This is a genomic window from Cupriavidus sp. UBA2010 (assembly GCF_002335265.1).
Classification (GTDB): domain Bacteria; phylum Pseudomonadota; class Gammaproteobacteria; order Burkholderiales; family Burkholderiaceae; genus Cupriavidus; species Cupriavidus metallidurans.
In genome coordinates this window covers 394,561-418,812 of sequence record NZ_DDCI01000036.1, presented here as the reverse complement: position 1 = coordinate 418,812, position 24,252 = coordinate 394,561, and the positions used below count along the sequence as shown (strand labels likewise).

The 24,252-nt window shown below is 63.5% G+C and carries 19 protein-coding genes, 1 tRNA gene and 1 pseudogene; 6 read left to right on the top strand and 15 right to left on the bottom strand.

Annotation, left to right across the window (positions count from 1 at the left end; all coding sequences use genetic code 11):
• The 7 genes and pseudogenes from B2246_RS29100 to B2246_RS29190 form a co-directional block, all read right to left on the bottom strand.
• Nucleotides 1–1,002, bottom strand: a 1,002-nt coding sequence (locus tag B2246_RS29100) for a phospholipase D-like domain-containing protein (RefSeq protein WP_286964074.1), incomplete at its 3' end; no start/stop codon positions are given.
• Between the two features lie 17 nt (nt 1,003–1,019).
• On the bottom strand, nt 1,020–3,869 hold the full coding sequence (clpK, locus tag B2246_RS29095) for a heat shock survival AAA family ATPase ClpK (RefSeq protein WP_024973320.1): 2,850 nt from the start codon (nt 3,867–3,869) through the stop codon (nt 1,020–1,022).
• Between the two features lie 93 nt (nt 3,870–3,962).
• Nucleotides 3,963–4,532: an Hsp20/alpha crystallin family protein gene (locus B2246_RS29090; RefSeq protein ID WP_016446189.1), complete on the bottom strand. Its 570-nt coding sequence runs from the start codon at nt 4,530–4,532 to the stop codon at nt 3,963–3,965.
• Nucleotides 4,533–4,564: 32 nt separating this feature from the next.
• Entirely contained in the window at nt 4,565–4,846 is a 282-nt protein-coding gene (gene mads1, locus B2246_RS29085; RefSeq protein WP_003454941.1) for a methylation-associated defense system helix-turn-helix domain-containing protein MAD1, read from the bottom strand.
• 227 nt (nt 4,847–5,073) lie between these two features.
• Nucleotides 5,074–5,238: pseudogene (locus tag B2246_RS29080) on the bottom strand (phospholipase); the annotation flags it as partial.
• Between the two features lie 199 nt (nt 5,239–5,437).
• On the bottom strand, nt 5,438–5,809 hold the full coding sequence (locus tag B2246_RS29075) for a hypothetical protein (RefSeq protein ID WP_008643645.1): 372 nt from the start codon (nt 5,807–5,809) through the stop codon (nt 5,438–5,440).
• Between the two features lie 101 nt (nt 5,810–5,910).
• Entirely contained in the window at nt 5,911–6,030 is a 120-nt protein-coding gene (locus tag B2246_RS29190; RefSeq protein ID WP_375199157.1) for a hypothetical protein, read from the bottom strand.
• A 287-nt stretch (nt 6,031–6,317) separates the two neighbouring features.
• Here B2246_RS29190 and B2246_RS29070 point away from each other — a divergent pair, with 287 nt between their 5' ends.
• Nucleotides 6,318–6,719 carry a hypothetical protein gene (locus B2246_RS29070; protein WP_008643644.1) on the top strand — a complete coding sequence of 134 codons (402 nt, stop codon included), beginning with the start codon at nt 6,318–6,320 and terminating at the stop codon, nt 6,717–6,719.
• A gap of 98 nt (nt 6,720–6,817) precedes the next feature.
• Here the strand turns inward: B2246_RS29070 and B2246_RS29065 are convergent, their stop codons facing one another.
• Both B2246_RS29065 and B2246_RS29060 read right to left on the bottom strand, forming a co-directional pair.
• Nucleotides 6,818–7,288 carry a DUF1854 domain-containing protein gene (locus B2246_RS29065; RefSeq protein ID WP_008643642.1) on the bottom strand — a complete coding sequence of 157 codons (471 nt, stop codon included), beginning with the start codon at nt 7,286–7,288 and terminating at the stop codon, nt 6,818–6,820.
• A 34-nt stretch (nt 7,289–7,322) separates the two neighbouring features.
• A complete protein-coding gene (locus tag B2246_RS29060) occupies nt 7,323–9,626 on the bottom strand; it encodes an ABC transporter ATP-binding protein (protein ID WP_035881519.1) in 2,304 nt (767 codons plus the stop codon).
• Between the two features lie 294 nt (nt 9,627–9,920).
• Between B2246_RS29060 and cphA (B2246_RS29055) the strand changes: the two genes are divergently transcribed.
• The 3 genes from cphA (B2246_RS29055) (at nt 9,921) to B2246_RS29045 (ending at nt 15,892) form a co-directional block, all read left to right on the top strand.
• A complete protein-coding gene (gene cphA / locus B2246_RS29055) occupies nt 9,921–12,572 on the top strand; it encodes a cyanophycin synthetase (RefSeq protein WP_286879696.1) in 2,652 nt (883 codons plus the stop codon).
• A 36-nt stretch (nt 12,573–12,608) separates the two neighbouring features.
• Complete coding sequence (gene cphA, locus B2246_RS29050) at nt 12,609–15,179, top strand: cyanophycin synthetase (protein ID WP_286879695.1); 2,571 nt, start codon at nt 12,609–12,611, stop codon at nt 15,177–15,179.
• A gap of 236 nt (nt 15,180–15,415) precedes the next feature.
• Nucleotides 15,416–15,892, top strand: a complete 477-nt coding sequence (locus B2246_RS29045) for an SRPBCC family protein (RefSeq protein ID WP_286879693.1) — start codon at nt 15,416–15,418, stop codon at nt 15,890–15,892.
• Between the two features lie 178 nt (nt 15,893–16,070).
• Here the strand turns inward: B2246_RS29045 and B2246_RS29040 are convergent, their stop codons facing one another.
• Both B2246_RS29040 and B2246_RS29035 read right to left on the bottom strand, forming a co-directional pair.
• A complete protein-coding gene (locus B2246_RS29040) occupies nt 16,071–16,979 on the bottom strand; it encodes a glutamate/aspartate ABC transporter substrate-binding protein (protein WP_017515503.1) in 909 nt (302 codons plus the stop codon).
• 88 nt (nt 16,980–17,067) lie between these two features.
• Complete coding sequence (locus B2246_RS29035) at nt 17,068–18,345, bottom strand: D-amino acid dehydrogenase (RefSeq protein ID WP_286879692.1); 1,278 nt, start codon at nt 18,343–18,345, stop codon at nt 17,068–17,070.
• A 192-nt stretch (nt 18,346–18,537) separates the two neighbouring features.
• On the opposite strand from B2246_RS29035, the gene B2246_RS29030 reads away from it, so the two are divergent.
• Entirely contained in the window at nt 18,538–19,491 is a 954-nt protein-coding gene (locus B2246_RS29030; RefSeq protein WP_060784393.1) for a LysR substrate-binding domain-containing protein, read from the top strand.
• Between the two features lie 82 nt (nt 19,492–19,573).
• Complete coding sequence (locus tag B2246_RS29025; RefSeq protein WP_286879691.1) at nt 19,574–20,890, top strand: hemolysin family protein; 1,317 nt, start codon at nt 19,574–19,576, stop codon at nt 20,888–20,890.
• Nucleotides 20,891–21,016: 126 nt separating this feature from the next.
• On the opposite strand, the gene B2246_RS29020 is transcribed toward B2246_RS29025, so the two are convergent.
• The 4 genes from B2246_RS29020 to serS all read right to left on the bottom strand — a co-directional run bounded on the left by B2246_RS29020 (nt 21,017) and on the right by serS (nt 24,126).
• The gene (locus B2246_RS29020; protein WP_186426348.1) at nt 21,017–21,487 is read right to left on the bottom strand and encodes a pilin; all 471 of its coding nucleotides are present in this window, start codon (nt 21,485–21,487) and stop codon (nt 21,017–21,019) included.
• A 34-nt stretch (nt 21,488–21,521) separates the two neighbouring features.
• A complete protein-coding gene (locus B2246_RS29015) occupies nt 21,522–21,968 on the bottom strand; it encodes a pilin (RefSeq protein WP_186426422.1) in 447 nt (148 codons plus the stop codon).
• 673 nt (nt 21,969–22,641) lie between these two features.
• Nucleotides 22,642–22,731, bottom strand: a tRNA-Ser gene (locus B2246_RS29010).
• Between the two features lie 87 nt (nt 22,732–22,818).
• Complete coding sequence (serS, locus tag B2246_RS29005) at nt 22,819–24,126, bottom strand: serine--tRNA ligase (protein WP_024570726.1); 1,308 nt, start codon at nt 24,124–24,126, stop codon at nt 22,819–22,821.
• Nucleotides 24,127–24,252 lie beyond the last annotated feature (126 nt).

Here is a 24,252-nt window from a genome sequence, read left to right as displayed (position 1 = left end):
GAAGTAAGGTGTCCAGATGCGCACCGAATGCTTCGCCGCGCTCAAAGCGCCCATGAAGGTCCAGCGCATCCTGTCCAGGGCCTCATCGGGACCGGCCTCGATGCCGCGCGCCCAAGAGGTTCCTTGCTCATCAGCCGTTGCGGGCGGTTCGCCCCAGAAACCCTTGCTGAGCCGCTCGCCCGTGGTATCGCACCAATCATCGGTGAAGCACCGCATCAGATGCGCAACCACCGGCCCGCGCAGACGAAAGTGCAAATCGTGACAGGCCTGCTCCGGCGCATCGGGCCGCCAATACGGGCTGCAGATGTTCATGCCACCGGTGAAACCTGTCTCGCCATCGATCACCAGCAGCTTGCGGTGATTGCGCAGATGCGCGGCATGCAGGCGCGCGGGAATCAACGTCGGGTTGAACGTCGCTGCCGGAACGCCGGCGCGTTGCAAGGCGCGGTAAGCGCTGCGGGGCCTCCAGCGGGCATAGACGTCGTCGATCAGCACCCGCACTTGCACGCCGCGCTCATGAGCCCGGCGCAGCGCATCGACGAACTGCGCCCCGATGCCTTGGCTGTCGAAGATGTACGAAGCCAGCGCGACGCTGTGCCGCGCCGACTCGATGGCAGCGAGCATGGCCGGGTAGGCCTGCTCGCCATCGACGAGCGGCTCGATGCGGTTGCCGCTGGTCAGCGACTGGCCGGTGGCACGTCCCACCAGGTGCGCCAGGCCGGCAAACGGCGCCGATACGGCCTGGGGCATCGTAGGCACGAGGTCCTGCCGAACAGCAGGATCTGCCCCCGGAAACAGCCGCCGCGCCCGCCGCTGGTAACGGTTGATGCCGAACAGCCCATACAGCAGCGAACCGGCAAGCGGCAACAAGGCGATCAGCAGTACCCACAGCGTGGCCGATCGCGGGTCACGCTTGTAGATGATCGCGTGCCCCGCTGTGGGGATAGCGACCGCCAGCGACACGAGGGTGGCTGCCCATGTCAGCCCGTTGGGGTCGGACACGACAGCCTCCCCATGACTCAAGATTCGCCGCCCGCTGACTTCTTCTTGCGCGCAGGCTTGCTCGGGTCGCTCGGCGGCGTCTCGGCCACGTTCGCGGCATCGGGCTTCTCAGGCTCGGCCGGCTTCGCGGGTGGCTCCTGGCGCTCGAAGACCACCCGTTCGGCCTTGTCGTCCCAGCGGGCGCTGGCGTGATCGGCCTTGCCGATACCGCCACCCAGCATCTCGCGCGCCAGAGCAGTTTCCAGCTCGCTGCGGATCAGCCGCTTGAGCTCACGCGCGCCGAACTCGGGCTTGTAGCCTTCCTCCGCGAAGTGATCGATCAAGGTCTGATCGAAGGCGAGCGTCACGCCCTGGCTGGCGGCGTTGCGGGCCACACGATCGAGCTGCAGGCCGACGATATGGCGGATCTCCTCCTTGCCCAGCGCATGGAAGACGATGATCTCGTCGATGCGGTTGAGGAACTCGGGGCGGAAGTGTCCGCGCAGCACGTCCATCACCTCGCCCTTGGTCTTCTCGTATTCCTCGCCGGCGGCGCCACGGGCCTTCAGCCGACGCTGGATGATGTCCGAGCCCAAGTTCGAGGTGGCGATGATGATGGTATTGGTGAAATCCACCACCCGGCCCTTGCCGTCGGTGAGCCGCCCGTCGTCGAACACCTGCAGCAGGATGTTGTAGACGTCGGGGTGAGCCTTCTCGATCTCGTCCAGCAGCAACACGCTGTAGGGTTTGCGCCGCACCTTCTCGGTGAGCTGGCCACCCTCGTCGTAGCCGACGTAACCCGGAGGCGCCCCCACCAGGCGTGCCACGGTATGGCGTTCCCCGTACTCGGACATGTCGATGCGCAGCAGCGCACCTTCATCGCCATAGATGGACTCGGCCAGCGCCTTGGCGAGCTCGGTCTTGCCCACGCCGGTCGGCCCGAGGAACAGAAAAGTCGCCACCGGCTTGCTGCCTTCGCGCAGGCCCGCGCGCGACAACCGCACGGCATCGGCCACCGCGCGCACTGCTTCGTCCTGGCCCACCAGGCGCTCGTGCAGCCGCTGCTCCAGATGCAGCAGCTTCTCGCGTTCTTCCACCGTCAGCTCGTTGACCGGAATGCCGGTCAGGCGCGAGACGATCTGCGCGACATGCTCGGCCTTGACTTCGGCGCTGCCCGAGGCGCGCTCGCGTTCCCATTCCTCGACGAGCTTCTTGAGTTCAGTCTCCTTGGCCTCGATGCGCTTGCCCAGCTCGGCGGCCTTGTCGTACTGCTTGCGCGAGGCCACATAGTCCTGCTCACGCCGCAGCTGGTGCAGTTCGGACTCCAGCTCTTGCACCGCCACCGGGCGGGCCGTGGCCGACAGCTTCACGCGTGCGGCCGCCTGGTCGAGCAGGTCGATGGCCTTGTCAGGCAAAAAGCGCGCGGTGATGTAGCGGTCCGACAACTCGGCGGCGGCGATGATCGCATCCTCGGTGATGCTGACCTTGTGGTGCGCCTCGAAGGTGTCGCGCAGGCCGCGCAGGATCATCATGGTCTGCGCTATCGTCGGCTCGGGCACCATCACCGGCTGGAAGCGACGCTCCAGCGCGGCGTCCTTCTCGATGTACTTCTGATACTCGTTGAGCGTGGTAGCGCCGATCAGGTTCAGTTCGCCGCGCGCCATCATCGGCTTGAACACGTTGGCCACGTCCAGCCCGCCTTCGCCGCCACCCTGGCCTGCACCGACGATGGTGTGCACCTCGTCGATGAAGAGAATCAGCTCGCCCTGGTGCTCGGTCACTTCCTTGAGCACCTTCTGCACGCGCTCCTCGAACTCGCCGCGGTACTTGGCGCCTGCCACCATGGCGTTGATGTTGAGTTCGACCAGACGCTTGTCGCGCAGCGTCTCGGGCACTTCGCCGGCGACCATGCGCTGCGCCAGCCCTTCGACGATGGCGGTCTTGCCGACGCCGGGCTCGCCGATCAGCACCGGGTTGTTCTTCTTGCGCCGGGCCAGCACTTCGATGGTCGTCTCGATCTCCTGCGCGCGGCCGATGACCGGATCGAGCTTGCCCTCGCGCGCCATCTTGGTGAGGTCGCGCGAATACTTGTCGAGTTCCGGCGTGTTGGTCGGCGTCTCGGCGCGGCCATCCTCGGCCCCTTTGCCGACCACCTTGCTTACCTGCTGGCGCAGCGCTTGCGGCGTGAGGCCGTAACGGCGCAGCAGGTTGGCCGCCAAACCTTCGCCTTCCTCGGCGAGCCCGATCAGGAAATGCTCCGGCCCGACATAAGAGTGGCCGAGTTCGTTGGAGGCCACGAAAGCACGGCTGAGCGCGTCCTTGACCCGGGGCGACACGCCGATCTCGCCCTCGAACGGCTTATCGCCGCGCTTGGCTTCGGATTCGATCTGGCGCTTGAGGTCATCGACCTTGATCTTGAACTGCCCCAGGATGGTCTTGACCACGTCGCTGTCGGATAGCGCCAGCAGCAGGTGTTCGGTATCGACTTCGGCGCGCCCGAACTCTGCAGCGTGTCGGGCGGCCTCCTGCAATAGGGCCTCGGACTGTTCGCTGATACGGCTGGCGAGCCCACTGCCGCGACGGCGCGCGGTGCCCGTACCGGCCGGGGCGGGTTCGCCGAACGAGGCATCGACGACCTCGTCGGTATCGGCCGCCATGGACGGTGCGTCGTCACCGATGCGGAAGAAGTCGCTGCCAAGGAAGTCTTCGAACAGCCCGCTGCGCGAGCCGAACAAGGCTTCCAGCGGTGAGACGGTGCGCTTTTGCTGGCGCACCAGTTGGCGATAGTGATCGTCACACAACAGCATGGTGCTGTGGCGACCATTGAGATTGGCTTCCACCCGCACCGTGGCGGGCTGGCCGCAGACTTGGCATTGTTTTCTGGCCATGCTGATGCTCCTGTAAAGACTGATCTGACGAGGCACCGCCGATCACGGTGCCTCATCTTTTTGTGGTTTTTGAGAAAAACGCGCTGCCCCGCGTTAGCCGTTGATCGGGATCGAGCGCCCCTGCTTGGGCGTACTGGCCTCGCGCTTTTCCATCGTGATCGTGAGCACGCCGTTCTTGAAAGCGGCCTTGATCGTGTCCTGGTTGGCATCGGCCGGCAGGTTCAGAGCGCGCTGAAAGCTGCCGTAGGAGCGCTCCACCCGGTGGAAACCGCCGTCTTTCGTTTCCTGCTCCTGACGCTTTTCACCGCGCACCAGCAGCACGTCGTTGTCGAGCGTGATCTGGATGTCTTTTTCCTCGATGCCGGGTACTTCCAGGGCGATCTTGTACTGCTTGTCGGTCTCCTGGATGTCCAGCGCCGGCTTCAGCATGCCCGGCCAGTCCGACGGCCAGCGTGGCATGGCCAGCGTCGGGAAACCGAAGCCTCGAAACGCGTCGTCGAACAGGCGGTCGATCTCGCGATGCAATTGCAGGATGGGACTGACGGGCCCACCCGCCACAGGCAGGTCATTGCGCTGCACCGGCAGCGAGGCAGTGCTCTGTTGTTCTTCCTGCTCCTTTTTGAACCAGTTCCAGGGAGCCAATTTCTTGAAATCAATGTCCATGTCACACCTCCAGAAATCAATTGAAGACTCACTCAATCCGCTTGCCTGCGGCTATGGATAGCGCGCCCAGGCAACACGGGATGTTTCGCTGACTTCGGCTGCTCATCTGTGCGTATCACCTCCTTCTTTCTGCCTGCTTGGATCTGATCATTGATCCATTGATCGATTTCACTTTGACGAAACCGCCACGTCCCGCCGACCTTGAAGGCCGGAATTTCCCCGTGCGCGGCGAGCCGGTAAAGCGTCCGCTTGCCGACCTTTAAGTAGGTAGCCAACTCGTCGAGTGTGAAGATCGCCTGCTGGCGCGCTGTCATACCACCCCCACAAGTTCCGTCGTCACGCGGCCTCGCTCGAGGAAATTCTTGCAAGACTTTGCAAGATATTGCGCCTAACATGCCGAAAGTCAAGAGTCAACATCCAGCGACCTGCTGGCCGATTGATGTGACTCAAATCTTCAAGGACGGTATGCCAGGGCGGGCCGGTCCGGCGCAGGGGACGGTGGGTTGATCGGGACCTTGCGGGCGCCGCCCACGGCCGCAGATCAAACACCGATCCTCACGTTGTAACCGAGCGCCCGCAGCCCCTTGCTCGTGCGCATGTTCCTTGGCGGAAACTCGTCTGGGCGCGCCCAGCCGACGATTTCCCCGAGACTGCTCAGGCCAATGTGCGGAATGGCCCAGTCGTCGCTGCGGATCGCGTTACCCAAGAAGCCCAGTGGCAGCGCAGGACGATTTTGGCCAAATCATCGAATCCACGTCCTCAAGGCCAAGGCGTTACTATTTAGTTCGGATTACGGACGCGGGTTCGGTTCCGTGTTCCACCACCAAACATGAAACCCAACCGTCACCGGTTGGGTTTTTTGTTGCCTGCACGATTCATCGCGCGCCGATGTGGCGCGCCCGTCGTCAGTGCATCGACGCGCCATCCAGAGGCATGCCAGCCAGCCGCGCCGCATGAAACGGTTCGATGCCGACCGTCACGCCGAGGTGCGTATACAGCCGCTCCGCCTGATCAGGCGAGGTGAGCACACCAGGCATCCATAGCCGCTGCAGCCGCGCCAGGGGTTCGCCCGAGTGCGCGGCAAACGCCTCGGGGCCGAACTCCTGGATGGCTTTGAACAGCACGAGACCGACCAGGTACATGTCGCCAGTGTTCAGCGCGATCTCTGCCTGGGCAGTCCAACGCGCTGTGCGATCTTCAATTTTTTCCGCTTCGGCGAAACGCTCTGTCATGGTCGGCATGAAGGCGTCACCCGGCGGGAGAAAAGTAAAACTCATCAAACGACTCCAGTCCCCGTATCTGAACGATGACGGCATTCTTCGCAGAAAACTTAAAAAATCGGAACCGATTCACGCAAGATCCAGCGAAAAAACAACACTTAGCGAACCACACGCCACAAGGCCGGCGCTACCGCTGGGACCCATCCAGCACTGCACCACATCGTAAGGCTTTGGAGGCAGACGCAGCGCGTGCCCTGATAGGTGACGGCCTGACCAATTTCATACGTGGTTCATACGTGGGGCCATCGCGCCAGGTGTCATGGCTGCCGCCATCGGGCTGCCCTGTCGATCTACCACTGGAACTGTCGTTGCCACCAGAACGGCCGCTTGCGCTGGGTGCGTCCTTGTCGACTCCATAGCGATAGCCAGGATACGTCTTGCGTTGATCTGTCCGCCAACACCAAGGAAATCGTAATTTCCATAAATCATCGGGCACCCTGCCTGCCGTCAGGACGGGGGACGCTACAATAGGCCATCGCTGTTTTCCCTTCCCCGCATCGCCTCCATGTCCGACCACCCCCGCTTCACCGTCAACCGCTCCGTCTGCCTGCTTGTGCCGGAGCAGCCCTTCCTTGACTGGGTCAAGGCGGTGGATCCCGAACCTGTGCCCACGCTGACGCTCGAGGCCATCCGCGACGACGCCAGCGTGTTCCTGTTGCCCGAGGTGGCAGATACACCTGAGAACGCGCTGCGCTGGGTGGAGAAGCGCTGGCGTACGTTCTTCGAATTCATGCTCGGGGAATGGTTTGACGACTCGCTATGGCCCCAGCAGATCTCGCTGGAGATGTTCCGCCAGTGGTTCACCCCTCGTTTTCACTCGATGGTGTGGGACATGGCGCCGGACTCGCCGATCGAACTCGAAGACTGGGATGACGAGGACGACCAGGTATCGACGTTGCTGCACTGAGTCGCTTCGCGACTGCGCGACGGTCAGATGAGGAAACGAAAACGGCACGCCATTGCGTGCCGTTTTTCATGCTGTGCCGGGCGATGGCCTCGGCAGCGTCAGAGGAACCGATCCAGGATCTTGCGGCTGGGCTTGTCGAGCGCCATCAGGTCTCGAATCAGATAGTGGATGCCGTGGCTGTCCGAGATCAGCAGCGTATTGCCAACGAGCCGACGGATATCCTCCTCGCCACGCAGCACCAGATCAGTCTGACCACGATCGGTCTGCACGGTCCACACGCTCGGCGTGGCATACGTCGAGACGCCCACGATCTTCCGGATTTCTGGCATGAACTCGCGCCCGGCCAGTTCCGACTCGATCAGTTCGCGGGTCGGCGCCGGCAGGCCGTCGAGGCTCGGAATCCAGGCCAGTTCCCGGCCATCCGTGCTCATCATGCCCACGCCGCCGTCGGGCGCGGAGATCGGGAAGGCTCGCACCGGCACCACCCCTTCGTGCGACACGCCATCGGCCAGCGTCAGCACCAGCTTGCCGAAGCTGTTGCGGGTCAGATTGAAGTCAGGCGTCTGCATGGCCGCTTGTTCGTGAGTCTGTTCGGAAGTTTGATTACTGCGCACCGACGGCCTCCTTCGCTTCCGCGACTTCGCCGTCGCTGATCGCATCGGCGTCGGTATCCACGTTGCGCGCCTGTGCCTGGTACAGCTTGTAGTACGCGCCTTCACACGCCATCAGTTCGTCGTGATTCCCCACTTCGACGATCTGGCCACGATCCATCACCACCAGACGGTCGGCCTTGCGCAGCGTGGAGAGGCGGTGCGCGATGGCGATCGTGGTACGGCCCTGCACGAGATTGTCCAGCGCCTTCTGGATTTCCTTCTCCGTCGTGGTATCCACCGACGAGGTGGCTTCGTCCAGAATCAGGATGCGCGGATTGATCAGCAGCGCGCGGGCGATCGAGATGCGCTGGCGCTCGCCGCCGGACAACGCCTGACCACGTTCGCCCACGAGCGAATCGTAGCCGTGCGGCAGCCTCAGAATGAACTCGTGCGCGTGGGCGGCACGGGCGGCCGCGATGATTTCCTCTCGGGTCGCGTCGGGCTTGCCGTAGGCGATATTGTCGGCGATCGTGCCGAAGAACAGGAACGGCTCCTGCAGAACCAGGCCGATATGGCGGCGGAACTCCGAAACCGGCAGCGAGCGGATATCGACACCGTCCACGCGAATCGCGCCTTCGGACACGTCATAGAAACGGCAGATCAGGTTGACCAGCGTGCTCTTGCCCGAACCGCTATGCCCCACCAGGCCGATCATCTCGCCCGGCTGGATCGACAGGTTCAACCCGCGGATCACGGCGCGGTTCCCGTAGCGGAACCCGAGGTCGCGCAATTCGATGGCGCCCTGGACATTGTCGATGTGCACCGGCTTCTGCGGCTCCGGCACGCTCGACACGTGATCGAGAATATCGAAGATCCGCTTGGCGCCGGCGGCAGCCTTCTGCGTCACCGAGACGATGCGGCTCATCGAATCCAGGCGCGTGTAGAAGCGGCTGATATAGGTCAGGAACGCCACCAGCACACCCACGGTGATCGCATCGTGGCTGACCTGCCAGATGCCGAAAATCCAGACCACCAGCAGGCCCACCTCGGTCAGGAACGTGACCGTCGGCGTGAACAGCGACCACACCGCGTTGACCCGATCATTGATGGCCAGGTTGTGCTTGTTCGCCTCGCGAAAGCGCGTCACTTCGCGCTTTTCCTGCGCGAAGGCCTTCACTACCCGGATACCCGGGATCGTATCGGCCAGCACGTTGGTGATCTCCGACCAGATCCGGTCGATCTTCTCGAAGCCATGGCGCAGGCGGTCGCGCACCAGATGGATCATCCACGCGATGAACGGCAGCGGCACCAGCGTGACCAGCGCCAGCCACGGATTGATCGACACGAGGATGATCGACGTCATTGCGATCATCAGCACGTCGGTGGCGAAGTCCAACAGGTGCAAGGACAGGAACACGCTGATGCGGTCGCTCTCCGAGCCGATGCGCGCCATCAGGTCGCCGGTGCGCTTGCCGCCGAAATACTCGAGCGACAGCTTGAGCAGATGCTCGTAGGTGGTGGTGCGCAGGTCGGCGCTGATCCGCTCCGACACCCTGGCCAGCAGGTAGGTACGTGCCCAGCCCAGCACCCAGGCAACCAGGGCGGCGCCCAGCAGGCCGGCCAGGTAGAGTTTGACAAGGCCGATATCGATTGGCACACCGTTCTGGTAGGGAATCAGCACCTTGTCCATCAGCGGCATGGTCAGGTACGGCGGTACGAGCGTGGCGGCGGTACCCAGCAGTAGCAGGACGAAGCCGCCCAGGAGTTCCCAGCGGTAGGGCCGCGCGAAGCGCCACAGGCGCAGGAGCGCCCATGTCGACGGAGGCGTCTCCAGTTCCCGGCTGCATTGCGGGCACTGTTCCTCGCCCGGTGGCAACGGCGCCTTGCAGGTGGGACAGATCTCGGTATCGGCCGGCTCCGGGGCGCGGCCTGTTGCCAGGGCGTCGCGGCGCGTATCGAACTGGTCGGCCAGTCTCAATGCGTCGGGATTGTAACCAAGCGTATAGCGCCAGCTTGCCAGACGGCGCTGGCCATCCGACAGTTCCAGCGTGCCCACCCCGGCGTGGTCCCCATGGGCCAGCGTCTGGCCGGCCGTGATTTCCCAGTCCTGGAGGGTTTTTTCACCGGGCGCGCGCGCAATCAGGCGACGGTCCGTCACAACCAGCCACCCTTGGGTAAAATGCAACCTTGCGTCCAGGTCCAGCGTCAGTCCGGCCAGGACGTTTTCCCCAGGCTGCAGGGCGGCGCCGATTTCGGCGCCCCAGGGTCCTTGCAAACCGGGGCTGGGAGGGACGGACGGGGAAGACTGGGTCATTGTTGGCGCGTCAGACAAGAAGCGAAAAGCGAATGAAAAGCGCGTCCGCAATGGGTCCCGAAGGGATCAGCGACGGACATAACTTGAAACAATTTAAGCGGAGCGCCATATGGCGGCCCGCAATTTTGCCCGCAAGTATACATAACGCAAACAAGCGGAGGAGCCTGGTGCACTGCACAACACGTTCCGGCCAGATCGGGGCAGCCAAGGGTCAACCCTGAAGGCGCCGTAACGTTAACGAAAGGTTAGGCTTCCATTTCTCGGGCATTCAGCCCACTGCCTCAAGCTAAGTCAATGAAAAAGAAGGACATTGAGATTTTCGATGTCATGTCGCTGCGCGGCCCGAATATGTGGACATATCGGCCGGTGCTGGAGGCATGGGTCGACATCGGCGAACTGGAGGATTTCCCCTCCAACACGATTCCGGGGTTCTATGAGCGCCTGTCGGCCTGGCTGCCGACGCTGATCGAACACCGCTGCAGCCCGGGGGTGCGTGGCGGATTCCTGATGCGCCTGAAGGAAGGTACCTGGCCGGGCCACATCCTGGAACACGTCACGCTTGAGCTGCAGAACCTGGCCGGGATGCCGGGCGGCTTCGGCAAGGCCCGCGAGACCCCGATCCGCGGCGTGTACAAGGTCATCGTCCGCGCCTGGCACGAGGAAGTGACGCGCGCAGCCCTGTTCACGGCCCGCGACCTGGTCATGGCTGCCATCGAGGACCGTCCTTTCGACGTGCCCGCCGCGGTGGACAACCTGCGCCGCCTGGTCGACGAACACTGCCTGGGCCCGAGCACGGCCTGCATCGTCGATGCCGCGGATGACCGCGACATTCCGTCGGTCCGCCTGTCGGACGGCAACCTCGTCCAGCTAGGCTATGGCGCCCGCCAGCGTCGCATCTGGACGGCCGAGACCGACCGGACCAGCGCCATCGGCGAGTCGATCTCGCGCGACAAGGACCTGACCAAGAGCCTGCTGGAATCCTGCGGTGTGCCGGTGCCGGAAGGCCGCATGGTCGAAAGTGCCGAAGACGCCTGGGATGCCGCCGAGGACATCGGCGTACCCGTGGTGGTCAAGCCGTACGACGGCAACCACGGCCGTGGCGTGTTCACGAACCTGATGACCCGCGAGGAAGTGGAAACGGCCTATGCCGTGGCCATCGAGGAAGGCAGTGGCGTGATCGTCGAGCGTTTCGTGCCCGGCAACGAGCACCGCCTGCTGGTGGTGGGCGGCCGCGTGGTCGCCGTCGCGATGGGGGAAACCGCCTCGGTGGTCGGCGACGGCAAGTCGACGATCGACGAGCTGATCGAATTGCAGATCAACTCCGACCCACGTCGGGGCAGCACCGAAGACCATCCGCTGAACCGCGTGCGTCTGGATTCGGCCGCACGCCTGGAACTGAAGCGCCAGGGCTATGCCGACGGCAGCGCCGTGCCGCCGGAAGGCCGCACCGTGCTGATCCAGCGCAACGGCAATGTCGCGTTCGACGTGACCGACCGCGTGCATCCGAGCGTGGCCGCCCATGCCTCGCTGGCCGCTCGCGTGGTGGGTCTCGACATCGCCGGCGTGGACCTCGTCGCACAGGACATCTCGCGCCCGCTGGCCGAACAACGTGGCGCCATCGTCGAAGTCAACGCCGGCCCGGGCCTGCTGATGCATATCAAGCCCGCCGAAGGCGAGCCGCGCCCGGTGGGCCGCGCTATCGTCGATCACCTGTTCCCGAGCCGGAACGGCGTGGAAGACGATGGCCGCATCCCCGTGGTGGGCATTACGGGCACCAACGGCAAGACTGTGGTGGCCAAGCTCGTGGCGCGACTGCTGCAACTGTCGGGCAAGCACACGGGTCTGGCCTGCAGCGACGGCCTGTTCCTGGACCGCCGCCAAGTGGAGAAAGGCGGCCGGGGCGACCGCGCGAGCTGGGATGCCGGTCATCGCATTCTGATGAACCGCGCAGTGGAAGCCGCCGTGTTCGAGAGCGACAGCGGCGTGATCCTGTCGCAGGGCCTGCCCTATGACCGCTGCCAGGTGGGCGTGGTCACGAACTTCGGAAAACCCGACCACATCGGCGACTTCTACGTCGAAGATGAAGACCGCATGTACAACGTGCTGCGCACGCAGGTGGATGTGGTGCTCAAGACCGGCGTGGCCGTGCTCAACGCCGCCGACGCGCGTCTGGTCGAAATGGCCGAGCTGTGCGATGGCGACGTCATCTTCTTCGGCCTGTCCGCCGACCTGCCGGCCATCGCCACGCATCGCGCGGCAGGCAAGCGCGCGGTGTTCGTGCGCGACGGCAAGGTGGTGCTGGCCACCGGCAACAGCGAGACCGCGCTGACCGATGTGTCGGCGATTCCGCTGACCTACGCCGGACGTGTGGCATTCCAGATCGAGAACGTGCTGGCCGCCGTGGCCACGGGTTGGGCGCTCGGCATTTCGAACGACCTGATCCGTGCCGGCATCGTCACGTTCGACGTCGGCCAGGTGGATGTTCCGGGCCGCTTCACGCTGTTCGAGCACCATGGCGCTACCGTGGTGGTGGACGACGCGCACAACGCCCCGGCGCTCGAAGCGCTGGCGGCCGCGCTCGACCGCTTTCCGTCCGAGCGCCGGATGCTCGTGTTCGGCGCGGGCGTGCAGCGTCGCGACGAGGACCTGATCGAACAGGGCAAGGTGATTGGCGCCACGTTCGACCGCGTGTTCCTGTGCGAGGACCGGAGCGTCAAGCGCGAACTCCCCGAGACCGAGGCGCGCGCGCTGCTCAAGAAGGGCCTGTACGAAGGCCGCCGCGTGACCAAGATCATCGACGAAGGCGCGCGCCGCGCGGCGGTGGAAGCCGCGCTGGCCCAACTCGTGGCGGGTGATCTGCTGGTACTGCAATGCGACGAGGGCTCGACAGACAGCACGGTGGAACAGGTACACCAGTGGATGGGCCGCGCCGGACGCCGCGCGTGATGCGCGAGCCGGAAAGAAAAACGGAAAACTGATTCTATGGAAGTTTCTCGCATCCGGGCCCTGCGTGGCCCGAACCTCTGGTGTCGTCACACAGCCATCGAAGCCATCGTGGCGTGCTCGGACAAGTCCCTTCGGCTGGCCGAGCTGCCCGGTTTCGAAGACCGCCTGCGCGGGCGTTTTCCGGGCATCGGCCCGCTGCGCCCGGACGATGAGGCCGGATCGCCCTCGATGGCGCATGTGCTCGAAGTGGCAGCCCTGGGCCTGCAAGCCGCGGCCGGCTGCCCGGTGACGTTCAGCCACACCGCACCGACGCTCGAACCCGGCACCTATCAGGTGGTGGTGCAGTACAGCGAAGAGGAAGTGGGCCGTCTGGCATTCAATCTGGCCGAGCAGCTTTGCATCGCCGCGCGCGACGACCTGCCCTTCGACCTGGACGATGCCCTGCATCGCCTGCGTGAGCTCGACGAAGATGTGCGCCTGGGTCCGAGCACGGGCTCGATCGTCTACGCCGCCGTGGCGCGTGGCATTCCGTATCGCCGCCTGACGCAGGGCTCGATGGTCCAGTTTGGCTGGGGCAGCAAGCAGCGCCGCATCCAGGCCGCCGAGACCGACATGACCAGCGCGGTGTCCGAATCCATCGCGCAGGACAAGGAACTCACCAAGAGCCTGCTGCACGCGGCAGGTGTGCCGGTGCCGATGGGCCGCTCGGTCTCCAGCGCCGAAGAGGCATGGGCCGCCGCGCAGGAAATCAACGGTCCGGTGGTGGTCAAGCCGCGCGACGGCAACCAGGGCAAGGGCGTGGCCGTGCGCATCCGCACGCGCGAGGAAGTGATGACGGCTTATGAAGTGGCCGCCGATATTTCCTCGGACGTGCTCGTCGAGCGCTACATCCCCGGTCACGACTTCCGCCTGCTCGTGGTGGGCAAGCACCTGGTGGCCGCCGCCCGCCGCGATCCGCCGCAGGTGATTGGCGACGGGGTGCACACCGTGCGCCAGCTCGTGGAAGAAGTGAACCGCGACCCGCGCCGTGGCGAGGGTCATGCCACGTCGCTGACGAAGATCCGCTTCGACGATATCGCGCTGGCCACGCTGGCCAAGCAGGGCCTGAGCGCCGACGCCGTGCCGGCCAAGGGCACCCGCGTGGTCCTGCGCAACAACGCGAACCTGTCGACCGGCGGCAGCGCCACCGACGTCACCGACGACGTGCATCCAGACATCGCCGCGCGCGCCGTGGCGGCCGCGCAAATGGTCGGTCTGGACATCTGCGGCGTCGACGCGGTCTGTGAAACGATGCTCAAGCCGTTCGAAGAGCAGGCCGGCGGCATCGTCGAAGTCAATGCCGCGCCGGGCCTGCGCATGCACCTGCAGCCGTCGTACGGCAAAGGTCGCGCGGTCGGCGAAGCCATCATCTCGACCATGTTCGCCGATGGCGACGATGGCCGCATCCCGGTGGTTGCGGTCTCGGGCACCAACGGAAAGACCACCACGGTGCGCCTGATCACCCATATCCTGGCCTCCAACGGCCTGCGCATGGGCATGACGGGTACCGACGGCGTGTACATCCAGGGCGAACGCATCGATACCGGTGACTGCAGCGGCCCGCGCAGCGCGCGCAACGTGCTGCTGCACCCGGACGTGGACGCCGCCGTGTTCGAAACCGCGCGCGGTGGCCTGCTGCGCGAAGGCCTGGCATTCGACCGCTGCGACGTGGCCGTGGTGACCAACGTTGGCGAAGGCGATCACCTGGGCCTGTCGTACATCAGCACCGTCGAGGACCTGGCCGTGCTGAAGAGCGTGATCGTGCAGAACGTGGCACCGCACGGGATGGCCGTGCTCAACGCCGCGGACGAAATGGTGGTGCGCATGGCCGATGCCTGCCCGGGCACCGTGACGTTCTTCGCGCACGATGCCGGTCTGCCAACGATGGCGCTGCATCGCGCGCAAGGCAGGCGCGTGGTGTTCGTCGAGGGCGACCAGATCGTGGCGACCGAAGGCGACACCGAAGTGCGCATCCCGCTGGCGGACATCCCGCTCACGCGCAATGGCTCGATCGGCTTCCAGGTGGAAAACGCGATGTCGTCGATCGCCGCCGCCTGGGCGCTTGGCATCGACTGGGCGGTGATCCGCCGCGCGCTGGCCACCTTCGTCAACGACGCCGCGACGGCCCCGGGCCGCTTCAACGTGTTCGACTACAAGGGCGCCACGCTGATCGCCGACTACGGCCACAACCCCGACGCCATCCAGGCGCTGTGCAATGCCGTGGAGACCATGCCGTCGAAGCGACGCGTGGTGGTGATCAGCGGCGCGGGCGACCGACGCGACGAGGACATCCGCAAGCAGACGCAAATCCTGGGCGGCGTGTTCGACGAGGTGGTGCTGTATCAGGACCAGTGCCAGCGCGGCCGCGAGGATGGCGAGGTACTGGCGCTGCTGCGCGAAGGCCTGCAAGGCGCCCAGCGCACGAGCCATGTCGAGGAGATCCGCGGCGAGTTCGTCGCCATCGACACGGCACTGAGCCATCTGCAGCCGGGCGACCTGTGCCTGATCTTGATCGACCAGGTGGAAGAAGCGCTCGACCACATCGCAAAGCGCGTCGCGGGCAACTGATTCGGCTGATTCGGCCGAATCAGCCGCTACGTGGCTTGCCCCCTCTTCCGCCAGGCGGGAGAGGGGCCGTGGAAGCGGGCTTTCCGGCTCAACAACGACGTAACGTTGCCGGAACCACAAGCCCTCCCCCCGACTCTCACCCGCTTGCCGTCCACCATCATTCGGTGCGACAGTATCCCTCCTCCCCATCGTTACCCTGACGGCCCCTGCTCCGCCCGTCATCGAGGAGATTCCACATGGCTATTCCGCAGACCGTCGTCGTCACCTACATCGCCGCCACGCCGGAGCAAGTCTGGGGTGCGCTGACCGACCCCACGCAAAGCACGCAGTACTTCTTCGGCCGACGCGTCGAATCCGATTGGAAAGTCGACAGCCCGTTCGTGCTACGCATGGAAGATGGTCAAATCGATTCGCAGGGCGTGGTGCTGACCGCCGACGCGCCTTACCGGTTGTCCGTCACATGGCGCGTGGAATGGCTCGAGGCATTCCGGCAACTACCGGAAGTGATCGTCACCTGGCAAATCGACGCGCTCGGTGACGAGGCCGTACGACTGACCGTCAGCGAGACCCATCGGGAGCCGGTTGACGAACAGATCCTGCAGGGCGGCCGCAACGGCTGGCCGATGATCGTGGCAGGCCTGAAGACATGGCTTGAAACGGGACGCCGGCTCAAGCTCGAGACGCCACAGCCGCCGCCCGCGCCGGATCAGTGATCTGTCATCGGCGTGCGGGAAAAAAATGAGAAGAGGGCGCGATGCTGATGTGCCGGTGTACGGCACGCTGTTGTTCTGGATGCATCGGCCCTCTCCTCCCCTTCCACGTCAACATGTCAACATTGACCAGACGGAAGGAACACCCCGCGCAAATCGCGATACAAGCGACTGATGGGCCTTACTGGAATGCCTTGTCGTTCGGCTCGGCAAACAGTTGCTTCATGTCCGGCGACAGCGGGTAATTCATATTGATGTTGCGCGGCGGGATCGGCGACTGGAACCACTTCGCGTAGAGCTTCTCGCCGCGGCCGCTGGTCATGATGTCCGCCACCACGCCATCCACCAGTTTCTTGAACGACGGATCGTCCTTGCGGAACATGCAGGCGTAGTTCTCGGTCTGCAGCGGCTTGCCAGCGACCACCCACTCAGCAGCATTCTTGGCCTTGGTGCGCTCGCCGTACAGCAGCGGCTCGTCCATCACGAACGCAGCAGCGCGACCGGTCTCGAGAATCAGGAACGCCTGGCCGTGATCCTTGGCGCTGGTCAGGTTCATGTTCATGCCTTCGCCGTTCATCTTGACCAGCAGGCGCTCGCCGGTGGTGCCAGCCGTGGTCACCACGTTCTTGTCCTTGAGCTGCGGGAAGTCCGTGACACCCGAATCCTTCTTCGTCAGCATCCGGATGCCGTAGATAAACAGGCTGTTCGAAAATGCCACCTGCTTCTGGCGCTCGAGGTTATTCGTGGTGCTGCCGCACTCGATGTCGATGGTGCCGTTCTGCATCAGCGGGATGCGGTTCTGCGACGTGATCGGCGTCAGCTTGACCTGCAGGTTCGGCATGTTCAGTGTCGCCTTCACCTTGTCGACGATCGCCAGCAGGTAGTCATGGGAGTAACCCATCACCTCCTTGCCATCCGAGTACGAGAACGGAATCGACGACTCGCGGTAACCGAGCGAGATCACACCGCTGTCCTTGATCTTCTTCAGCGTATCGCCATCGGCGGCATGTGCACCGGCAGCGGCGCAGAGCAGCGCAGCGGCGGCCAGCAGGCGGGTGACGGGGGTCGGACGGACGGACAGTGACTTCATGGTTCGGCTCCTTGGTTGGGGCTTGATTTAATGGCACGACTCTCAAACTGCGACTTCCAGCACAACCCGTGTGCGCCCGCGAGAATGACTATGCGAGCGCTGCACTGAAATCTTCGGCATCCACCACCGGCCTGCGGCCAGCCATCCGATCGGCCAGCACACCCGCGCTGCCCATGGCCAGCGTGAAACCCAGCGCGCCGTGGCCAAGGTTCAGCCACAGACCGCGAATGCGTGATTCGCCGATCATCGGCAAACCCGTGGGCGTGGCCGGACGCAGGCCGGCCCACGGCTGCAATGCATCAAGGTCCGCGCCATGGCTCACGTCGCCAAACACCGCACGCGTCTGCGTGACCAGCGTCTGCGCGCGCTCGCGGTCGATCACCGCGCCGCCGCGCACGATATCCGCCATCCCCGCTACACGCAGCGTATCGCCGATGCGCGCATAGACGATCTTGTTGGCGAAGTCCGTCACGCTGATACGCGGCGCCAGCACGCCCTGCCTGATCGGCACCGTGATGCTGTACCCCTTCAGCGGCCACAGCATCGGCCGCACACCGAGCGGCTTGAGCAACGGCACGCTGCCGATGCCGCCCGACACGATCACCGCATCGGCGCGGATATCACCCGCATCGGTGCGCAGGCCCGTCACGCGGTCCCCCGCACGCACCAGTCCGGTCACACGCGTGCCGAAGCGCAGCGTGACACCCGGCCTGCCTTGCAACAGATGGGCCAGCGACACGCAGAAGCGATGGCAATCGCCCACTTCCTCGCTCGGCGTGTGGATCGCACCGACGATGCCCTGCCGAATGCCGGCCAACGCCGGCTCCAGCGCAACCGTGGCATCGCGATCCAATGCCTGCTGTTCGCAACCAAGGTTGGCCTGGTAGTCGAGCAGGCGACAGGCCGATTCGTAGGCCGCCGCATCACGGTGCACGATCAGCTTGCCGCTACGCGCGAAATCGAAACCACCGCCCTCCTGCCGCGCGTCCGGACGATCGACGAAAGCCTGCATCAGATCGCGCGAGTAGAACGACAGGCGCAGTAGCTTGCGCGTGGCGGCCTCGCTCGCCGATGCATTGCACGCCAGAGCGAAAGCCAGCAGCCAGCGCCATTGCGACGGGTCCATGGATGGCCGGAAGCGCATCGGTGAATCGCGATCCAGCAACCAGCCCGGCACCTTCGACAACACGCCCGGCCCGGCCAGCGGCGCCACATAGCTGTAGCTGAGCTGGCCGCCGTTGGCGAAGCTGGTTTCCTCGCCCGGACCATCATGGCGCTCGACCACGGTGACTTCGTGACCATCGTTGGCCAACCGCCACGCGGAGGTCATGCCGACCACACCGGCACCCACGATCGCTATGCGCATCCGCTTGCCTTGCGTCCTGTTCAAACGATGGGCCAGAGCGTAGAGCACCCGGCGCGGCTTGCCCAATGCCAATACGTGCCAGAATATGTCCTCAAGCTATAGGGGCCCGCCACCCGGGTCTACCCGTAGTGCGGAGCACCATTTCCCGCACCAACACGAACACCAGCGCGACCATTCCCCCGCACCAGAACCATGCGCCTGCGCCAGATTGAAGTGTTCCGCGCCGTGATGCTGACCGGTACCGTCAGCGAGGCGGCGCGCCTGCTCCATGTGTCCCAGCCCGTGGTAAGCCGGGTACTGCAGCATGCGGAATCGTCGCTGGGCTTCCGCCTGTTCGATCGCCAGCGCGGCAGGCTGCAGCCGACGCCGGAAGCGCTTGCGCTCTATGGCGATGTCGAAAGGCTATATGGTGAGATCGAGCGTGTGCGGCGCGTATCGGAAAGCCTGCGCCACAAGGGCACGGGGCGCCTGCGCGTGGCCGCCACGCCGAGCCTGGCCAACCCGCTGCTGGTGCCGGCGGTGCGCCGCTTCTGCGCGCGGCATCCGGAAACGCAGGTTCAGGTGCTGACGCACCATACGAGCGAGATTGTCGAGGCGCTGCTGGCCAACCAGATCGACGTGGGCTTTGCCTTTTCGCCGCCCAGGCACGAGGCAATCACCAGCGAGCCGGTGGCCGCCGGGCGAATGCTGCTGGCAGTGCCGCGCCCGCAGGCACTGCCCTCGGGCGGCCGGCGCGGCATCGTGTCGATCCGCAAGCTGATGGAGCGGCCGTTCATCGGCTATGACGACGACAGCTCGCTGGGGCTGCTGGTCCGGCAAACGCTGGCCCGTCACGCGCTGGAACCACATTCGACGCTCGAGGTCCAAACCTATTCCCTCGCACTGGCCCTGGTGGATGCGGGCCTGGGCGTCACGCTGCTCGACCAGTACACCGCGTTGAGCGCCAATCCGGCCAATGTCGCGCTGCACGACGTGCAACCCGAATTGCCGTTCGAAATCCAGATGCTGCGCGCCACCCATCGTGGCAAATCGAGCCTGGTCGATGATATGCGGGCACAGTTCGCGGCCGCCGCCTCGGCGCTGGCCGCCACGCTCGACGATCGTCTGGATTCGCCCGTCGTCCAGTTTGATCCTGCCCCGCGCTGACTGGCAGACATTTACCAGACAATTGACAGGCCCCCGCCTGTGCACCAATATCAACACGCCCAGATCGGCGCGTGAATAACTTATGTTCGTACTGATCCTGACCCTTCTCGTGGTGGTAAGCGCGTTCTTTTCGATCTCCGAGATCGCCTTGACCGCCGCCCGCCGCACCAAGCTCCAAGTCCTGTCTGAACGCGGCGACCACCGCGCGACCAAGGTATTGCTGCTCAAGGAGGAGCCCGGCAACTTCTTCACGGTGGTACAGATCGGCGTCAACAGCGTGGCGATCCTGGCCGGTATCCTCGGTGAGAAGCATGTCTCGGATCTCGTCTACGGATTCCTGAGTGCGTACCTCGATGCCGGCATGGCACAGCGCATCGCCAATGTCAGCTCGTTCCTGATCGTCACGCTGCTGTTTATCCAGTTCGCGGACCTGATCCCCAAACGCATCGCCATGACCTTCCCCGAAGCGTGCGCGGTGCAGGTGATCGGCCCGATGCTGACGCTGCTCAAGCTGTTCAAGCCCGTGGTCTGGGTGTTCAATGCAGCAGCCGATGCCACGCTCAAGCTGTTCGGCATTCCCACCAAGCCGGTCGATCAGATCACCACCGAGGATATCGCCGCCATGGTCGATGCCGGCGCCGAGGCCGGGGTGCTGCACAAGCACGAACTGCATCTGATCGAAAACGTGTTCGAACTCGATTCGAAGCCGATCACGGCCATCATGACCCAGCGCGACGACGTGGTCTTCCTGACCCTCGACGACACCGCCGACGGCCTGCGCCGCAAGCTGGTCAAGCAACCGCACGCACAATACCCGGTGTGCGGCAAGAATATCGACGACGTGCTGGGCTATATGGAGTCGAAGGTCATCCTGCAACTGCTGCTGGCCGATGAAAGCGGCGCAGCATTGGACAGCATCGGCAAACACTACGACAAGAACGTGCTGGTGATCCCGGACACGCTGACACTCTCGGAGTCACTGACCCGCTTCCGCGAGATGCATGAGAATTTTGCGGTGGTAATGAACGAGTACGGGCTGGTGGTGGGCATCGTCACGCTGGACGACATCGTCGGCGCGCTGATGGGTGACATCCTCTACTCGAACGAAGACGAACAGATCGTGCGCCGTGACGAATCTTCGTGGCTGGTCGACGGCCTGACGCCGCTGGTCGACCTGAAGAAGGCACTGGATATCGACGTGCTGCCTGGCGAAGACTATGTAGATACAGCAGCCGGCCTGGTGATCTACTCGCTAAAGCGGATCCCGAAGAAGTCGGAAGCGATCACCGTGGCGGGCTTCCGGTTTGAGGTGGTCGACATCGACCATCACAAGATCGACCAGTTGCTGGTTTCAAGGCTGCCAGCGAGTGCTTCGCAGACTGCGCCTGTCGGTCAATAGCAGAGACCACTTGATGGGAATGGAATTAGGCTTTCCTACGGTTTGCCCCCCAAATGAAAGAGGCGCCCGAGAAAGCGCCTCCAACTCTACAACCCCGGTCGTACGCGGGTGGAAACTGCACCTCGACTAGCACTTCAAACCGCGAACACCACCGTCACATGCAGTGCCACTTGCGACCCAAGTAATGTTGATACCGCTCGTTCCGGAAATCGGGGTTAGAACCAGAGTTTCTGCCGTACCCGTGGAATCGGTTGCATCCAGCGTTGCGCTGATAGCACCGTTAGAAATTGACGCAATGGATTGAACATACTCTGGCAGCGGATCAACTGCAGTGCCAGCAGGGATCGCTGGAATTCCGTTCGCGCCAGCGTTGCAACCGACAAGCGTACCGTTGCTTTGTGAGCACATCGAGATTGCAGTCTTAAAGCCAGCGAGTGCGATCACTGCACCGTTGGCTTTTGTTCTTTGCGTGTAGTCCTGATACTGGGGGAGCGCGATCGCCGTCAAAATCCCAATAATTGCCACCACGATCATAAGTTCGATCAGTGTGAAGCCCTTGCTGGTTTTCACGAGTTCACGGTCAGGTGTTGATTGCATGTCGCGTTCGCGCCCCGATTTGCCAAATACTAGATCAGCACTTGAGGCCTCGCTTGCCGTTATCGCAAGCCGTGCCAGTAGCAACCCAGGTGACATTGGTCGCGTTGACGGTCGGCGTCAGCGTCAGCGTATCTGCCGCGCCTGTCGAATCGGTCGCTTCCAGGGTCGCAATAATAATGCCCGACTTGATGGAAGTGATACCCGTTACGTACTTCGGCAGCGGATCGGCCGCAGTGCCAGCGGGAATGGCCGGAACGTTGTTCGAACCAGCATCACAGCCAGTGAGAGTTCCCAGCTCTTGGGAGCACATCGCAATAGAGGTCTTGAAGCTTTCCAGGCCCGCGACCGCGCCGTTCGCCTTCGTACGCTGCGTGTAATCCTGGTACTGCGGGATTGCGATGGCGGCCAGAATACCGATGATCGCGACGACAATCATCAGTTCGATCAGCGTGAAGCCCTTCTGGGCACGACGGCCCAGCATTTTCATTTGTACCCGTTGCATGTGATTTGACCCCTTGAAGAGATTTTTCATCGGCAGCAAAAGTGCCACAAAGCCAACAAAGCAAGCTTTGCGCCAGCATTGGAAGCGCCGCTCAACACCCGATTGCTGACAAAATCTGGCACCGTCGCACACAGCACTTGAGTAATTTTTGACAAACACTGTCACTTTTAATGAAGCGCAAGTGACAAAATCTGTCACTTTGACGAACTTGGGCCAGATCTTAGCTACTTGCTCTTAGCTTGACCCTCAGCTAGCTGCGCACTCTTGGGTTGTAAACGCTTACCCCGGCATTTGAGAAATCGCGCGATGCGATTGAGCTTGCTGGCGACAACGCTACCGCCTGATCGAGTCCTCGCGAGCATCCCTTCGAGGCCTACCGTCCGGCCGCTTCTCAGAGTAATTTGAGCGGACACCTACTTCGCGCAGTGCGCTGGTTCGTATGTGCGTTTCTTGCTCTTGAGCGCCTACTCATGTGCATCCGACTAAGACACCGCCTCATACGAGTTGAGTGGGCAATCTTTGTCGGGCTTCTATGAGTCTGTTATGTGGGGCGCAAAAAACAAAACCGACGTTGCTTTCGCAAACGTCGGTTCTTAGTTTTACTACGCTGTTTTTGTCTGCTGGTGGTCGAATCCGTCAGCAGCTTTTTGTTTGGCGGAGAGGGTGGGATTCGAACCCACGGTACCGTCGCCGGTACGCCTGATTTCGAGTCAGGTACATTCGACCACTCTGCCACCTCTCCGGTAACTTGGTCGTCGCTGCGTTAGCGGCGAAACCAAGATTATAGGGATATCCATATCCGGAGCGCAAGCCCCTTCTGTAACTATTTTTACGCTTCCGGTTCCAGACGCGTGATGCCGCCCATGTACGGTTGCAGCGCCTTCGGCACCGTCACCGAACCGTCTGCGTTCTGGTAGTTCTCCAGGATCGCCACCAGCGTGCGGCCCACGGCCAGGCCGGAGCCGTTCAGCGTGTGCACCAGTTCCGGCTTGCCCTGTCCGGCGCGCATACGTGCCTGCATGCGGCGCGCCTGGAAGTCGCCCATGCTCGAGCACGAGCTGATTTCGCGGTACGTGTTCTGCGCTGGAATCCACACTTCGATGTCGTAGGTCTTGGTGCTGCCGAAGCCCATGTCGCCCGTGCACAGCACGACGGTACGGAACGGCAACTCGAGCTTCTTCAGGATCGTTTCGGCGTGACCAGTCATCTGCTCGAGCGCGTCCATCGACTGCTCGGACGGCACCACCTGCACCATCTCGACCTTGTCGAACTGATGCTGGCGGATCATGCCGCGCGTGTCCTTGCCGTACGAGCCGGCTTCCGAACGGAAGCATGGCGTGTGGGCCACGAAGCGCAGCGGCAGTTTTTCCGCGGCAACGATCGCGTCGCGGACCATGTTGGTCAGCGGCACTTCGGCGGTCGGGATCAGGTAGAAGTTCTCGATAGCGTCCTGGCCATCCTCACCGCCGACCTTGCGCGGCACCTTGAACAGGTCGTCCTCGAACTTCGGCAGCTGGCCGGTACCGCGCATCGACGCGGCATTGACGATGTACGGCACGTACATCTCGGTGTAGCCATGTTCAAGCGTGTGCGTGTCCACCATGAGCTGGACCAGCGCGCGATGCATGCGTGCCACGCCACCCCGCAGGAAGGCGAAGCGCGAGCCAGTGACCTTCGTGGCCGTCTCGAAATCCAGGCCGAGACGGGCGCCGACATCCACGTGATCCTTGATCTCGAAATCGAACGTGCGCGGCGTGCCCACGCGGCGCACTTCGACGTTCTCGGTTTCGTCCTTGCCCGTCGGCACGCTTTCGTGCGGCAGGTTCGGGATCGAGAGCATCGCGTCGCTGATCTGGTCCTGGATTTCGGCCAGGCGCTGGGCGGATGCCTTCAGCGTGTCGCCGATACCGGCCACTTCGGCCATCGGGCCCGAGGCGTCTTCGCCCTTGCCCTTGAGCATCCCGATCTGCTTGGAGAGGCTGTTGCGGCGCGCCTGCAGATCCTCGGTCTGGGTCTGCAGTTGCTTGCGTTCGGCCTCAAGGGCCTGGAACAGGGCCACATCGAGTTGAAAACCGCGCGTGGCGAGGCGCTGGGCCACGGCGTCGATGTCTTTGCGGAGCAGCTGGATGTCGAGCATGTTGCTTGGTCATGTGCAGTGCCGGCAACATGCCGGCGAACGGAACATTTTACTGCACTGGCACTACCCGCCGGGAGCAAATCCGGCTGGATTTTGCCGTCTGCTCCACACTTTGGGAGTTATCCG